Here is a 14,666-nt window from a genome sequence, read left to right on the forward strand (position 1 = left end):
CAACCTGCCTTTTTTCCATCGGTGTTTTGGACCCAAAACAGAACCCGTTGGATCCTTTTCGGCCCCTCTCCCCTCCTCTTGCTTGCTCCTGCTTTTCCCCCCCCCCCCCCCCCCGCCGCCCAGGATCAGCGCCAGGCACAGGGCCTGCAGGGCCCCGAAGGGCTCGCCGATGAGGGCGAAGGAGAGCAGGGCCACGCAGACCGGCTGGAGGTAGTAGACGACTCCCGCGCGGGCGGCGCCGATCAGGGCGATGGCCTTGTTCCAGGCGAAGAAGGCGACGGCGGAGGAGAAGACGCCGACGTACACGAGCGGCCCGACCGTCCCCGCCGTGGGCGTGAAGCCGCCCTGCACGCCGAGGCTGACGGCGTGGACGGGAAGCAGCATCAGTGTGCCGAGCACGAAGGTGCTGAAGAGGAACGGGAGTCCACCGAGCTCCGCCGGGCGGTGCCTGAGCAGGGCGCTGTACGAGCCGAAGCAGACCGCGGCGGCCATGACCCAGAGGTCGCCCGTGCCGATGTCCATGGTGAGCGAGCCCTTGCCGACGAGCAGCACCACTCCCGCGCAGGCGATCAGCATGCCGGTGATGCGCCGCGCGCCGAGGCGGGTGCCGCCGAGGCGTTCGTACACGGCCATCAGGACCGGGGAGGCGGCCATGATCATGCCCATGTTGCCGGCACTGGTGGAGACTGCGGCCTGGTGGACCAGGGTGTTGTAGACGGCGACGCCGAGCAGCGAGGCCAGGGTGACGAAGCCCAGGTGACGGCGGATCAGCCGGCGCTGCCGCCAGGTCTCGCGGGCGGCGAACGGCGCCACGGCGGCGATCGCGATGATCCAGCGCCAGAAGGCGTGCTGCACGGGCGGGACGGAGTCGTGGAGGGCGCGGGCGGTGACGAAGCTCCCCGACCACACGACCGTCGCGACGAGCGCGAGGAGGACGCCGAGGCCGGACGCCTGCGTCACCCTCTTCGCGGTCATCCCCTTCGCGTGCACGCTCTTCGCGCTCACGCTCCTCGCGCTCACGCTCCTCTCGTCCACGCTCCGCGCGTCGGTCGTCGTCCCACTGCCGCGGACGCGGTCCAGGAGTGTCACGGGCATCCCTTGCCTCTCTCCCCCGGCGGGGGAATCTTGATCGTGGGATCTACCGTCGCACCGCCCGATCAATCAGGTCTATCGAATGTTTCCGAGCATTCCTTTCAGGAAAATCGAAAGATCGCGGAGTTCGGACAGCAGGCCGGGGAGCCGGCTGGCCGACCACCGTGGCACCGAACGCGATCACCATCCCCACCACCTGCACGGGCGTCAGGTCCTGACCGAGCGCCGCCCAGCCGATCACCGCCGCGGTGATCGGGGAGAGCGGACCGAGGAGCGTGACGGAGGTGGCGGTGAGCCGTTCGATGCCGCGGAACCAGAGCCAGTACGCGACAGCCGTGTTGGCCAGCGCGAGGTAGAGGTAACCGGCGATGTTGCGGCCGTCGAGCGCCGGCGGGGCGCCCTCGACGAGGAGAGCGACCGGCGCGATGAGCAGTCCGCCGGCGGTGAGCTGCCATCCGGTCATCGCCAGCGGGCCCACCCCCTCGGGCCGCCCCCAGCGCTTGGTGAGCACGGTGCCCGCGGACATCGAGGCGGACGAGGCGAGCGCGGCGAGCACGCCCACCAGGTCCAGCGCGGCGCCCGCCTTCAGGACGACGAGGCTGACGCCGAAGGCCGCGGCGATCGCGGCCGGCAGGCCGCGTACGGTCGGCCGCTCGCTCAGGGCCAGGGCGGCCAGGCCGATGACGAAGAGCGGCCCGACGGACCCGACGACCGCGGCGACTCCCCCGGGCAGCCGGTAGGCGGCGAGGAAGAGCAGCGGGAAGAACGCCCCGATGTTCAGTGCGCCGAGCACCGCCGACTTCGCCCACCAGGCGCCGCGCGGCAGGGTGCGGGTGAGCGCGAGGACCGCGAGTCCGGCGGGCAGGGCGCGCATCAGGCCGGTGAACAGGGGCCGGTCGGGCGGGAGGAACTCGGTCGTGACGGCATAGGTGGATCCCCAGGAGACCGGGGCGAGCGCGGTGACGGCGACGGCGGCGACGGCCGCCTTGCGGGAGGACCGGAGAGACATGACAGCCCCTTCGTGGCAGGAAGCAGCTCGGCGTTAAGTAGCTTACCGTTAAGCTACTTAACGACAAGTGGCTTACTCCTAAGCTACTTGCTTGTCAGCAACCGGACCGGAGGCGAGACTGTTCCCATGAGCTCGACGACTTCGAAGACCTCGCCGGCCTCGGCCCCGGATCCCGTGGACGCGATCACCGCGCAGTGGGCTGGCGAACGCCCCGACCTCGACACCGTCCCGATGGCCGTCTTCGGACGGATCTACCGGCTGTCGAACGCCATGGCGCTGCGCATCGACAAGGCGTACGCGCCCTTCGGGATCTCGCGTGGCGAGTTCGACGTCCTGGCGACACTGCGGCGCTCGGGAGAGCCGTACACCCTCTCACCGCGTCAGCTGTCGGCGACGCTGATGCTGACGACGGGCGGGATGACCGGGCGACTGGACAAGCTGGAGCGGGCCGGGCTGCTCGCTCGCAGCCCCGATCCGCACGACCGTCGCGGTCTGCGGGTGACGCTCAGCGAGCGGGGGCGCGAGCTGGTGGACGAGGCCGTGGGGGCCGGTCTCGAGGTGCAGCGGGAGGCGCTGGAGGCGGCGCTCGACACGGACGAGGCGGAACAGCTGGCCGGGCTGCTGCGCAAGCTGCTCGGGTCGATGGGCGCGTGAGCGCCAACGGGGCGGCACGTGAGTGCGGCCCGGGAATGCGCGACGGCGCCGTACGGTACACGTCGTGCGCGTGCCGTACGGCGCCCTCGCGAAGAGCGGCGGAGCCGGGTGCTCAGGCCTGCTTCTTCTTGGGCCTGTCGGACTTGTCGAGGACCATCACCAGGCCCGCGATGACGAGGAACAGAACGATCGGCAGGGCGACGTACAGGCCGACCGTCTGGGCCACGCTCAGGCCCGGGCCCGGGTCGTCGCCGTCGTCGCGGATCACCGCGAGCGCGGGTGACGACATGAGCAGCATCATCAGCGTCGTACCGGCCGCGACGGCGCCGGCGCGCAGGGCGTTCTTCTTGTCCACGGTGCAAACGTAGCGAACAGCTATGCGGGCCGCGCGCCCGGGGTGCCCGTACGGGGCGCCGCCACCGCGTCCCGGACCCGGAACACCTCCATCAGCGCGTGCAGCCGCGGCGACGCGGCCAGCTCCTCCAGGGTCAGCGGGCGGCCTTCGGCGTCGGCGACGGGCAGCCGCCAGTTCGGGTACTGGTCCCAGGTGCCCGGCAGATTCTGCGGCCGCCGGTCCCCCACGGTGTCCGGCAGCCAGACGCCGACCATGCGGGCCGGGGTACTCAGCAGAAAGCGGTAGACGGCCCGGATCCCGCCCTCCTCGCCGCCCGTTCCCTCCGGCAGCTGCCCGAGCCGGGTCAGATACGCGAGCCACTCGGCCACCTCCGCGGAGTCCTCCGTACGCTCCAGCTCCAGCGGGCGCGTGAGCAGTCCCAGCCGGTGGCGCAGCGCGACGTGCTCGCCGGTCAGCCGGGCCGCTGTGGACGGCAGGTCGTGCGTGGTCGCGGTCGCCACACAGCCTTCGCGCCAGCTCTCCGGCGGCAGCGGGCGGCCCGTGCCGGCCCAGTCGCGCTCGAACCAGAGCACCGATGTGCCGAGCACCCCGCGCCGCGACAGGGCTTCGCGGACGCCGGGCTCGACCGTGCCGAGGTCCTCCCCTATGACGAAGGCGCCCGCGCGGTGCGCCTCCAGGACGAGCACGGCGAGCATGGCCTCCGCGTCGTAGCGGACGTACGTCCCCTCGGTCGGCTCGGCGCCGGCCGGTACCCACCAGAGCCGGAACAGGCCCATGACATGGTCGAGGCGCAGGGCGCCCGCGTGCCGGAGGAGGCCGCGGAGCAGCCCGCGGTACGGGGCGTAGCCGGAGGCGGCGAGGACGTCCGGGCGCCACGGGGGCAGGCCCCAGTCCTGGCCCCGCGCGTTGAAGGCGTCCGGGGGCGCGCCGACCGACATGCCCGCGGCGAAGGCGTCCTGCTGCGCCCAGGCGTCCGCGCCGCCCGGGTGCACCCCGACGGCGAGGTCGTGGACGATGCCGACGGCCATCCCGGCGTCGCGGGCGGCGTGCGACGCGGCGGCCAGCTGCTCGTCGGTCAGCCAGGCGAGCCGGCAGTGGAAGTCGACCCGGTCCATCAGCTCGCCCCGGGCCCGCGAGGTCTCCGTGGAACGCGGGTCGCGCAGCGCGGCGGGCCAGGAGTGCCAGTCGGAGCCGTACACCTCGGCGAGGGCGCACCAGGTGGCGTGGTCGTCCAGCGCCTGACCCTGTGCGGCGAGGAAGTCGCAGTACTCGGCCCGCCGCCCGGGCCCGAGCGGGACGCGCTGCACGAGTTCCAGGGCCTGGAGCTTGAGCTCCCACACCGCGTCGCGGTCGATCAGCGCGCCCTTGTCGAGGACGGACGTGCGCAGCCCTGCGGCCTTCTCCACGAGCGCGTCGAGCCGGACGCGGTCCTGGCCGGTCACGTACGCGTACTCGGGGATGTCCTCGATCCGCAGATGCACGGGATCGGGGAAGCGGCGGGAGCTCGGCCGGTACGGGGAGGGGTCGGTCGGCGCGCCGGGCACCGCCGCGTGCAGCGGATTGACCTGCACGAACCCGGCCCCGAGCGCCCTGCCGGCCCAGGCCGCCAGCTCGCCGAGGTCCCCGAGGTCCCCCATGCCCCACGAGCGCCCGGACAGCAGCGAGTAGAGCTGCACGAGGAACCCGTGCACCCTGCCCTCGGGCTGGGCCACGGCCTCGGGCGCGACGACGAGCGTGGCCCGCGCCTCGCGCCGGTCGGCCGTGCGCACGTCCAACCGGTGCACTCCGGGGGACAGTTGGGCCCACCCGGCGGGCGCGGACGGCACGGGCGCGGCGCCGGATGCGGCCGTCCCGGAGGTCGGGCTGCGCTGCGCCGGTTCCCGCCACTCGCGGCTGCCGCCGTCCTCCAGGCGCACCCGCACGCGCGTGCCGGGCGGAAGCGCCACGGGCGGGGCGGCGGCCGGCAGCCAGAGCACCACCGTCGGGGGGAGCAGGCGGTCCGCGGCGGCGCTGTCGGCAGCGGCGAGGGCGGCTCGGACCGCTTCCGGGGTCGATGCGTCCACGCCCAGCGCGGCGAGGACAGAAACGACGGTGGTGTCGGGGACAGGGACGGTGACGCCCGCCGACGGCGAGTGGGTGGTGGCGACACCATGCAGCGCGGCCAGGCGGGCCAGGCCCATTCAGACTCCTGGGGACTCCGTGCCGCCGGCGGTGCCGGGGGCGGTGGGTTCGCTGGTGAGGGGGGCGGCTTCGGCGAGGGGCGGCTCGCTGGTCAGGGGTGCGGCGTCGGCGAGCGGCGGCTCGCTCGTCAGAGGGCCCGGCGCCTGTTTGGACAGGGCGGAGAGCAGAAGCTGTGCGGATGCGGCCACAGGTGGCCTCCTCAGGGTGGACAGCAGGACATAGCAGCCCTACCCAGTGGGCACGGCCGCAGACGTACACCTCTCGTCAACGTGTTCCGTGTCACATTCTGCTCCACATACGGGAGTTGAGCTGCCCTCGCGCGCCGATGTGCAAAGAGGACACAACAGGCACTCACATTGACACGTTCACCACACGGGTGGTGGGCTCAATGCGTTTCGACAGGTACCGGGCGGGCGAGGGGAGCCGGACGTGCGGTTCGGGCGCAGCAAGCAGACGGCGACCGCCGTCGCCGTCACCCTCCTCGGCGGACTCCTCGGATCGGCTTCCGGCGCCGTCGCCGCGCCCGGCGTGCCGGATGCGCCCACCGCCACCACCGCGCCGGATCGCGAGGGGGACGCGGCGCTGCCGCCCGTCTGGCCGCGACCGCAGACACTCAGGGCCACCGGCCCCGCCGTGCCGCTCGGCCAGGAGGTGACCCTCCTCGTGCCCGACGGCGCCGACCCGTCCGCCGTCGAAGCGGCCCGCGACGTGCTGCGCGCCGCCGGGGTGCGGATAGTCAACGCCACGCTCCCCGGCCGCGGGCCGCTGGTCCTGCTCGGCGGCAGCGGCGCGCAGGACGCGCTGCGCGCCCTGCGCGCGCCCGAACGCGCCGATCTCCCCGCGGGCGGCTACCGCCTCGGCGTGGGCCGCGTCGCCGGCCGGGACACGGTCGCCCTGGACGGCGTCGGCGACGACGGGCTGTTCCACGGCGTGCAGACACTCCGGCAACTGGTCAAGGACGGTGCGGTCGCCGGGGCCGTCGTACGCGACTGGCCGGGCACGGCCGTACGCGGCATGGCGGAGGGCTTCTACGGACAGCCGTGGAGCCGGGAACAGCGGCTGGCGCAGCTCGACTTCATGGGCCGCACCAAGCAGAACCGCTATCTCTACGCACCGGGCGACGACCCGTTCCGGCAGGCCCGGTGGCGCGAGCCGTACCCGGCCGACCGGCGCGCCGAGTTCCGTGAGCTGGCCGAACGGGCCCGCCGCAACCATGTGACGCTCGCCTGGGCCGTCGCGCCCGCGCAGTCCATGTGTCTGGCGTCGGACGACGACCTCAAGGCGCTCAAGCGCAAGGTCGACGCGATGTGGGCGCTCGGGGTGCGCGCCTTCCAGCTGCAGTTCCAGGACGTCAGCTACAGCGAGTGGCACTGCGACCGGGACGCGGACACCTTCGGCTCGGGCCCCGCGGCCGCCGCGGCCGCGCACGCGCGGCTCGCCGGGGAGCTGGCCCGGCATCTCGCGGAGCGCCATCCCTCGGCCGCCCCGCTCACGGTCATGCCGACGGAGTACCATCAGGACGGCGCCACCGAGTACCGGCGGGCGCTCGCCGCGCAGCTGGACGACCGGGTCCAGGTCGCCTGGACCGGCGTCGGCGTCGTCCCGCGCACCATCACCGGGCGGGAACTGGCCGGGGCGCGCGCCGTGTTCCGGCACCCGCTGGTCACCATGGACAACTACCCGGTCAACGACTACGCCCAGGACCGGATCTTCCTCGGCCCCTACACGGGCCGCGAGCCCGCCGTCGCGACCGGCTCGGCCGCGCTGCTCGCCAACGCGATGGAGCAGGCGACGGCGTCCCGCATCCCCCTCTTCACGGCCGCCGACTACGCCTGGAACCCCAAGGGTTACCGGCCGCAAGAGTCCTGGGAGGCGGCCATAGCGGACCTCGCGGGCGGCGACGCGAGGACCCGGGAGGCGCTGAGCGCGCTCGCCGGGAACCACGCCTCGTCGATCCTCAGCCCGGAGGAGTCCGCGTATCTGCGGCCGCTGCTGGCCGAGTTCTGGCGGTCCCGGACCACGACCGACGCGACGGCGCGGGACGAGGCGGCCCGGCGGCTGCGGGCGGCGTTCACCGTGATGCGCGAGGCGCCGCGGCGACTGACGACGGCGCTGGAGGCCGAAGTGGGTCCCTGGGCGGACCAGTTGGCGCGGCACGGGCAGGCCGGCGAGCTCGCCGTCGACATGCTGCAGGCGCAGGCCCGCGGCGACGGCGAGGCGGCGTGGCGGGCCTCGCTGGCACTGGCGCCGCTACGGGCGGCGATCGGCGGGCAGCACGTCACGGTCGGCAAGGGGGTGCTCGACCCGTTCCTGGACCGGGCGGCGAAGGAGTCCGCCGCGTGGACGGGCGCGGACCGCAGGACCGGGTCGGTGAGCCGTACCGCCACCGTGCACACGGTGCACCTGGACCGGGCACGGCCCGTCGAGGCGGTCACCGCGATGACCGAACCGGGCACGGCCGGGTCCGCCGGGGTGCTGGAGGCGCACGTGCCGGGCGAGGGCTGGCGGCGGATCGGCCCGCTGGCCGCGTCCGGCTGGACCCAGGCCGGCACGACCGGGCTGCGCACGGACGCCGTCCGCATCGTGTGGTCCGGCGGCGCCGCCCCGCAGGTGCGGGGGCTCGTGCCGTGGTTCGCGGACGAACCCCAGGCCGGGCTCGCTCTCGTACGGGGCGAGCTGGACGCGCCGATCGGCGGCGGGCCGCAGCGGACGGAGGCGTACGTAGCGGCGCGGCGTCCCGACGAGGTACGGGGCGCGCTCACCGCGAAGGCGCCCCACGGCATCAGGGTGGCGGTGCCCAAGGAGGTGCGGGTGCCGCGGGGTGCGCGTACGGCTGTGCCCGTCGAGGTCACCGTGCCGCCGGGGACGCCCGCGGGCGAGTACCTGGTGCCGTTCACCTTCGGCGGCGAGGAGCGGACGCTGACGGTGCGGGCGTACCCGAAGACGGGCGGACCGGATCTGCTCCGTACCGCGACCGCCACGTCGTCCGGGGACGAGACCCCCGGCTTTCCCGCGTCCGGGGCCGTCGACGGCGACCCCTCGACGCGGTGGTCCTCCCCGGCGGAGGACGGCGCCTGGTGGCAGGCGGAGCTCGCCGGGCCGGCGCGGGTGGGGCAGGTGGTGCTGCACTGGCAGGACGCGTACGCCACGAGGTACCGCATCCAGGTGTCCGCGGACGGCCGTGTCTGGCGCACGGCGGCCACGGTCCGTGACGGTCGCGGGGGCCGCGAGACGGTACGCATGGACGCCCCCGGCACGCGCTTCATCCGGGTGCAGGGCGAGGCGCGGGGGACGGAGTACGGGTACTCGCTGTGGTCGGCGGAGGCGTACGCGATAACCGGGGGCTGACGCGGGGCTCGGCGACGCGGTGTGCGGTTTGCGGGGTGCCCGGTGCCGTGGTGGTGGCCGGTGTGTCCGTCCTCGAACGCCGGACGGGCTGGGTGGAGGGGTGGGGGTCGGTGCCGTGGCGGTGCCGTTGGGGGCCGCCACGGGGCTCGTGTCCTGGACCGGGGTCCTGACCGCGCTTCGCGCGAGCTGCGGGCGCTTTACGTCCGGAACACGACCCCTGCGGGTCCCCCCATCGTGCGCACCCGCGGTGGGCTCGCCTCGGTGGGTCGCGGATCGCCGGTGTTTTGTGGGCCGGCGTGGGCAGGAACCAGGCCGCAGGCGGGGGCGAACCCTCGGGCCGGGACGGCCCGTGCCGCCCCGGCCCGTGCGGGCAACGCAAAGGCCCGGACTCGTCAGGCAGAGATGCCGTCGATCCGGGCCATCGCGTCGTCCGCGCCGTACGGCTGCAGGTATGGCAGCCAGCGCGGGTCCCTATGCCCCGTGCCGATGATGCGCCAGGCCAGGCCGCTCGGCGGAGCCGGTTGGTGACGGAGCCGCCAGCCCAGCTCGCGCAGGTGCCGGTCGGCCTTGACGTGGTTGCAGCGGCGGCACGCGGCCACCACGTTGTCCCAGGCGTGCTGACCGCCGCGACTGCGCGGAACGACGTGGTCGACGCTGGTTGCGACGCCACCGCAGTACATGCAGCGGCCCCCGTCACGTGCGAAGAGCGCGCGCCGGGTCAGAGGAACGGGCCCCCGGTAGGGGACCCGCACGAAGCGCTTGAGTCTCACCACGCTGGGCGCGGGGATCACTCGGGTTGCGCTGTGCATGAAGGCGCCGGACTCCTCGAGGCAGATGGCCTTGTTCTCGAGGACGAGGACGAGCGCGCGGCGGAGCGGTACGACGCCGAGCGGCTCGTACGACGCGTTGAGGACCAGGACATGCGGCACGGATGCCTCCTTGTACGCCGGCGGCGCGTGGCTCGCGCCGGGACGATCTGCCCCCAGTCTCTCCTCCTGCCTGGTCGTGGCGCCACTACGTCCCCGTAACGGGCCGGAAGGATTTTGTGTGCGGTCGACCACACGCGCACGTGCCTCCATCCGGAGAATGCCCCGGTGGGGCCCGTCTCTCCCTCGAACAGAGCACCGGGGGCACGGAGTGTGCCCCGTTAGTGTGGTGGAACCGCCCACGCACGCCCTGGAGGTATCCGCCGTGATCCTGGCCGCCGGTCCGTCCGACCCGCCCGTCACCCTCGACAAGGCCACGGAGAAGGCCACCAGCGCCGCAGGCTGGGTCGAGGAGAACTGGTCGACCTGGCTGAGCATCGGCCTGCGCATCCTCCTCATCCTGGTGATCGCGGTGCTGCTGCGGATCGCCGTGCGGCGTGCGCTCACGAAGCTGATAGAGCGCATGAACCGCAGCGCCCAGGCGGTCGAGGGCACGGCACTCGGCGGGCTCCTGGTGAACGCCGAGCGCCGCCGTCAGCGGTCCGAGGCGATCGGCTCGGTGCTCCGCTCGGTGGCGTCGTTCGTGATCCTCGGCACGGCGGGCCTGATGGTCCTCGGCGCGCTGAACATCGATCTCGCCCCGCTGCTCGCCTCGGCCGGCGTCGCGGGCGTGGCGCTCGGTTTCGGCGCCCGGAACCTGGTCACGGACTTCCTGTCCGGCGTGTTCATGATCCTCGAGGACCAGTACGGCGTCGGCGACACGGTCGACGCGGGCGTCGCGTCGGGCGAGGTGATCGAGGTCGGCCTGCGCGTGACGAAGCTGCGCGGCGACAACGGCGAGATCTGGTACGTCCGCAACGGCGAGGTCAAGCGCATCGGCAACCTCAGCCAGGGCTGGGCCACCGCGTCCGTCGATGTGAACGTCCCCCCGTCGGAGGACCTGGACCACGTCCGCAAGGTCATCGAGGAGGCCGCCGCGACGATGACCAAGGACGAGCCCTGGAACGAGCGCCTGTGGGGGCCGGTCGAGGTGCTGGGTCTGAGCGAGGTGCTGCTGGACCGGATGACCGTTTCGGTCTCCGCGAAGACGATGCCGGGCAAGGCCCTCGGTGTGGAGCGCGAGATGCGCTGGCGGATCAAGCGCGCCTTCGACAAGGAGGGCATCCGGATCGTGGGCGGTCTGCCGCTCCAGGCCGACGGCGAGCAGCCGGTCAAGGACCCGACGGCCGGCATGGCGGCCCCCTCGGCGTACGCGTCGAACACCTCGCCGCAGTCGATGGCGGCGTCCCCGATCGCTCCGCCGTCGAGCCTCTCGAAGTAGCCCCGCTTTCCGGACACCCCCGCAGGTAACGACTTGGTTGCCGCGGGGGTGCTCTGCTTCGGCGGTATTGACGAGCCGCTCACGGCCCGCTTACGTTCCTGGCACCAAATAGGAAACTTTCCTAACAGTGCTTCGAGGGCGGGTGCAGCGACATGGCCGGTACTACCCCGGGAACACCACGCGTACTCCGCGCCATGAACGACCGCGCCGCGCTCGACCTGCTCCTGGAGCACGGCCCGCTCTCGCGGACCCGGATCGGCAAGCTGACCGGCCTTTCCAAGCCCACCGCCTCACAGCTGCTCGCACGCCTCGAGGCCGCCGGGCTGGTCGTCGCCACGGGGACGACCGAGGGACGGCCGGGGCCGAACGCACAGCTGTACGCCATCAACGCCCGCGCCGCCTTCGCCGCCGGCCTCGACGTGACCCCGCAGCGCATCCGCGCCGCCGTCGCCGACATCACCGGCGCGACCGTCGGCGAGTTCGTCGTGCCGACCCCGGGGCGGCGCGCCGACAGCGTCGTACGCCAGGTCACCGAGGCCATCGACGGGGCCGTGAAGGCCGCCGGGATCACCCGCGCCGAGGTGCACCGCCTCGTCGTCGGGACGCCGGGCGCCTTCGACCCGTCGACCGGGCGCCTCCGGTACGCGTCCCATCTGCCCGGCTGGCACTCCCCCACGCTGCTCGACGAGCTGGCGGCGGTGCTGCCGATGCCCGTCGAGTACGAGAACGACGTCAATCTGGTCGCCGTGGCCGAGCAGCGGCTCGGCGCCGCGCGCGGTCACGACGACTTCGTGCTGCTGTGGAACGAGGAGGGCCTCGGCGCCGCCCTGGTCATGGGCGGCCGGCTGCACCGGGGATTCACCGGCGGCGCCGGCGAGGTCGGCTTCCTGCCGGTACCGGGCACGCCGCTGGTGCGCCAGGTCTCCAAGGCCGGCAGCGGCGGCTTCCAGGAGCTGGCCGGTGCGCAGATGCTGCCCCGTCTCGCCCGGGACCTCGGTGTCGAGGGCGTCGGGCACGGCCCGCACGCCGAGGTGGCGGCGGAGCTGCTGGAGCGCGCCGCCGCCGCGGTGACGGCGGACAGCGGCGCGGACGCCGGGGACCCGGCGCCGTACCGCACCCTGCTCGACACCTTCGGGACCGGCCTCGCCACCGGTCTCGCCTCCATGGTCGCCGTGCTCGACCCCGAGCTCGTCGTCCTCTCCGGCCAGGTCATCCTCGCCGGCGGGGAACCGCTGCGCGAACGCGTCCAGGCGGAGCTCACCGAGCTGGCCGCGGCCCGGCCCCGCCTCGTCATCGGCGACGTACAGGAACACCCCGTGCTGCGCGGGGCTCTGGAGAGCGCCCTGGCGGCCACCCGCGACGAAGTCTTCGACACCTCACGCTGAACCCCCGCACGTACGGAAGAACCGCCCGCCCCCGCCCCCTCGGACCCGCCACAGGGAGACCCCGCCATGCCCGGAATCCGCCGGACGACGGCCGTCGCGCTCGCCGCGACCGTCTCGACAGCCCTGCTCGCCACCGCCTGTACGGGGTCGAACGACTCCGGTGCGAACGACGACCCGAACGCGCAGACCACGCTCACCTTCTGGCACGGCTGGAGCGCCCCCAGCGAGGTCGAGGCGATCGAGGCGAACATCAAGGCGTTCGAGGCCAAGCACACCAACATCAAGGTCAAGGTCGTCAAGGGCATCACGGACGACAAGCTCAACCAGGCCCTGCGCACCGGCGGTTCGAACGCCCCCGACGTGGTGTCGTCCTTCACCACGGACAACGTGGGGCGGTTCTGCTCTTCCAAGGCGCTCACCGATCTGAAGCCGTTCCTGGAGAAGTCGGGGATCGAACCGGAGAAGACCTTCCTGCCGCAGATGGCCAAGTACACCGAGCACGACGGCACCCGGTGCACGGTGCCGCTGCTCGGGGACGCGTACGGCCTCTACTACAACAAGGACGCCTTCGAGAAGGCCGGGATCAAGGCCCCGCCGAAGACGCTGTCCGAGTTCGACGCCGTGGTGAAGAAGCTCACCAGGACCAAGGGCGACGGCTTCGAGCAGCTCGGCTTCATGCCGCTCTACGGCGGCTACGAGACCACGGTCGAGCACTACGCCGGCAACTTCGGCGTGACGTACCTGGACGGCAACGGCAAGTCGAACACCGCCCAGGACCCGGCGGTCAAGGCCCTGTTCGCCTGGCAGAAGAAGCTGGTGGACGACCTCGGCGGCTTCCAGAAGCTCAACAGGTTCCGCACCTCGTTCGGCGACGAGTGGGGCCCCAAGCACCCCCTCCACACCGGCCAGGTGGCCATGCAGCTGGACGGCGAGTGGCGCGGCAAGATGGCGTCGGACGCCAAGCTGCCCTTCGAGATCGGCGCGGCCCCGTTCCCCGTGCCGGACCGGCAGATCGCCGACTACGGCAAGGGCTATCTGTCCGGCACGATCCTCGGTATCGCGAGCAACAGCCCGAAGAAGAACGCCGCCTGGGAGCTGGTGAAGTACCTCTCCACCGACACCGACGCGGTCGTCTCCTTCGCCAACGCCATCCACAACGTGCCGTCGACCGTCGATGCCCTGAACTCGCCGAAGCTGAACAACGACCCGCTGTACCGCACGTTCGTGGACATCGCCCAGCACCCCAAGAGCTCGCACGCCCCCTCGTCCGTCAACGGCGGCGCGTTCCTGCTGACGCTCCAGGACAACGGCCTCGCGTACGAGAAGGGCGCGGAGAAGGACCTGGACGCGCTGCTGAAGAAGAACGACGAGCAGGTCGACAAGGACAACGAGCAGGCCGGCTGACATGACCACCGCTCCCGTGTCCGTGTCACCGGGGCTGAGGGCGAAGCGCACGCGGAGTGCCCCGCGCGCGGTGCGCGCTCGACGAGCACTGCGCACCCTCGGTTTCCTCTCGCCCTGGCTGGTCGGGTTCGGCGTGTTCTTCGCGTACCCGCTGGTCTCGACCGTCTACTTCTCGTTCATGGAGTACGACGGGTTCACCGCGCCCCGCTGGGTGGGGCTGAAGAACTGGGCGTACGTCTTCCAGGACAACCCCTTCTTCTGGCCCGCCCTGCGCAACACGCTCTGGCTGGTGCTGGTCATGGTCACGTGCCGGGTCGCCTTCGGGCTCGGCATCGGGCTGCTGATCACCAAGATCAAGACCGGGGCCGGATTCTTCCGCACCCTGTTCTACCTGCCCTATCTGGCCCCGCCGGTGGCGGCGACGATGTCGTTCGTCTTCCTGCTCAACCCGGGCACGGGGCCGACCAACACCATCCTGGGCAGGCTCGGCCTCGGCGAGCCCGGCTGGTTCAACAGCGCCACCTGGTCGAAGCCGTCGCTCACGCTGCTCGCGCTGTGGTGCGTCGGCGACCTCATGGTCATCTTCATGGCGTCGCTGCTCGACGTGCCCAAGGAGCAGTACGAGGCCGCCGAACTGGACGGCGCGAGCGCCTGGCAGCGCTTCCGGTACGTGACGCTGCCCAACATCTCGCCGATCGTGCTGTTCGCGGTGATCACCGGGGTGATCGCCACGATGCAGTACTACACCGAGCCGCTGGTCGCGGCGAAGGTCGCCAGTGGAGTGATCGGCGGCTCCGGGCAGCAGTTCGAACCCGGCTATCCCGACAAGTCCACGCTCACGGTGCCGCAGGTGGTCTACAACCTGGGCTTCCAGCGATTCGACACCGGGGCGGCGTGTGTCGTCGCGCTGGTGCTGTTCGTGCTCGCCATGATTTTCACCGGATTCCTGATGCGCCGGCGCAGCGGCTTCATGGCGGCGGAGGACTGACCG

The 14,666-nt window shown here is 72.5% G+C and carries 11 protein-coding genes and 1 pseudogene; 6 read left to right on the forward strand and 6 right to left on the reverse strand.

All coding sequences use genetic code 11. The features are described from left to right. Positions 1–93: 93 nt before the first annotated feature. A pseudogene (locus ACFV9O_RS19660) lies at positions 94–975 on the reverse strand (DMT family transporter); the annotation flags it as partial. Between the two features lie 163 nt (positions 976–1,138). Then, positions 1,139–2,101 carry an EamA family transporter gene (locus ACFV9O_RS19665; RefSeq protein WP_385419504.1) on the reverse strand — a complete coding sequence of 321 codons (963 nt, stop codon included), beginning with the start codon at positions 2,099–2,101 and terminating at the stop codon, positions 1,139–1,141. A gap of 126 nt (positions 2,102–2,227) precedes the next feature. Between ACFV9O_RS19665 and ACFV9O_RS19670 the strand changes: the two genes are divergently transcribed. Continuing rightward, a complete protein-coding gene (locus tag ACFV9O_RS19670; protein ID WP_385419507.1) occupies positions 2,228–2,755 on the forward strand; it encodes a MarR family winged helix-turn-helix transcriptional regulator in 528 nt (175 codons plus the stop codon). A 112-nt stretch (positions 2,756–2,867) separates the two neighbouring features. Here ACFV9O_RS19670 and ACFV9O_RS19675 read toward each other — a convergent pair whose 3' ends face one another. Genes ACFV9O_RS19675 through ACFV9O_RS19685 form a run of 3 tightly spaced genes read right to left on the reverse strand, consistent with a single transcriptional unit; the run spans position 2,868 to position 5,479 of the window. After that, positions 2,868–3,110: a hypothetical protein gene (locus ACFV9O_RS19675; RefSeq protein ID WP_385419509.1), complete on the reverse strand. Its 243-nt coding sequence runs from the start codon at positions 3,108–3,110 to the stop codon at positions 2,868–2,870. A gap of 20 nt (positions 3,111–3,130) precedes the next feature. Continuing rightward, positions 3,131–5,290, reverse strand: coding sequence for a 4-alpha-glucanotransferase (malQ, locus tag ACFV9O_RS19680; protein WP_385419512.1), 2,160 nt, complete (start codon positions 5,288–5,290; stop codon positions 3,131–3,133). Further along, entirely contained in the window at positions 5,291–5,479 is a 189-nt protein-coding gene (locus tag ACFV9O_RS19685; protein ID WP_385419515.1) for a hypothetical protein, read from the reverse strand. Positions 5,480–5,720: 241 nt separating this feature from the next. Between ACFV9O_RS19685 and ACFV9O_RS19690 the strand changes: the two genes are divergently transcribed. Continuing rightward, positions 5,721–8,639, forward strand: coding sequence for a beta-N-acetylglucosaminidase domain-containing protein (locus tag ACFV9O_RS19690; protein WP_385419518.1), 2,919 nt, complete (start codon positions 5,721–5,723; stop codon positions 8,637–8,639). Between the two features lie 392 nt (positions 8,640–9,031). Here the strand turns inward: ACFV9O_RS19690 and ACFV9O_RS19695 are convergent, their stop codons facing one another. Next, positions 9,032–9,568, reverse strand: coding sequence for an HNH endonuclease (locus tag ACFV9O_RS19695; RefSeq protein WP_385419521.1), 537 nt, complete (start codon positions 9,566–9,568; stop codon positions 9,032–9,034). Between the two features lie 262 nt (positions 9,569–9,830). Here ACFV9O_RS19695 and ACFV9O_RS19700 point away from each other — a divergent pair, with 262 nt between their 5' ends. The 4 genes from ACFV9O_RS19700 (at position 9,831) to ACFV9O_RS19715 (ending at position 14,663) form a co-directional block, all read left to right on the forward strand. After that, the gene (locus ACFV9O_RS19700) at positions 9,831–10,886 is read left to right on the forward strand and encodes a mechanosensitive ion channel family protein (RefSeq protein ID WP_385419648.1); all 1,056 of its coding nucleotides are present in this window, start codon (positions 9,831–9,833) and stop codon (positions 10,884–10,886) included. Between the two features lie 152 nt (positions 10,887–11,038). Next, positions 11,039–12,271, forward strand: a complete 1,233-nt coding sequence (locus ACFV9O_RS19705; protein ID WP_385419524.1) for an ROK family protein — start codon at positions 11,039–11,041, stop codon at positions 12,269–12,271. Positions 12,272–12,337: 66 nt separating this feature from the next. Beyond that, on the forward strand, positions 12,338–13,675 hold the full coding sequence (locus ACFV9O_RS19710; RefSeq protein ID WP_385419526.1) for an ABC transporter substrate-binding protein: 1,338 nt from the start codon (positions 12,338–12,340) through the stop codon (positions 13,673–13,675). Between the two features lies 1 nt (position 13,676). Then, positions 13,677–14,663, forward strand: a complete 987-nt coding sequence (locus ACFV9O_RS19715; protein ID WP_385419529.1) for a carbohydrate ABC transporter permease — start codon at positions 13,677–13,679, stop codon at positions 14,661–14,663. Positions 14,664–14,666 lie beyond the last annotated feature (3 nt).

This window comes from Streptomyces sp. NPDC059909 (assembly GCF_042730885.1).
Classification (GTDB): Bacteria; Actinomycetota; Actinomycetes; order Streptomycetales; family Streptomycetaceae; genus Streptomyces.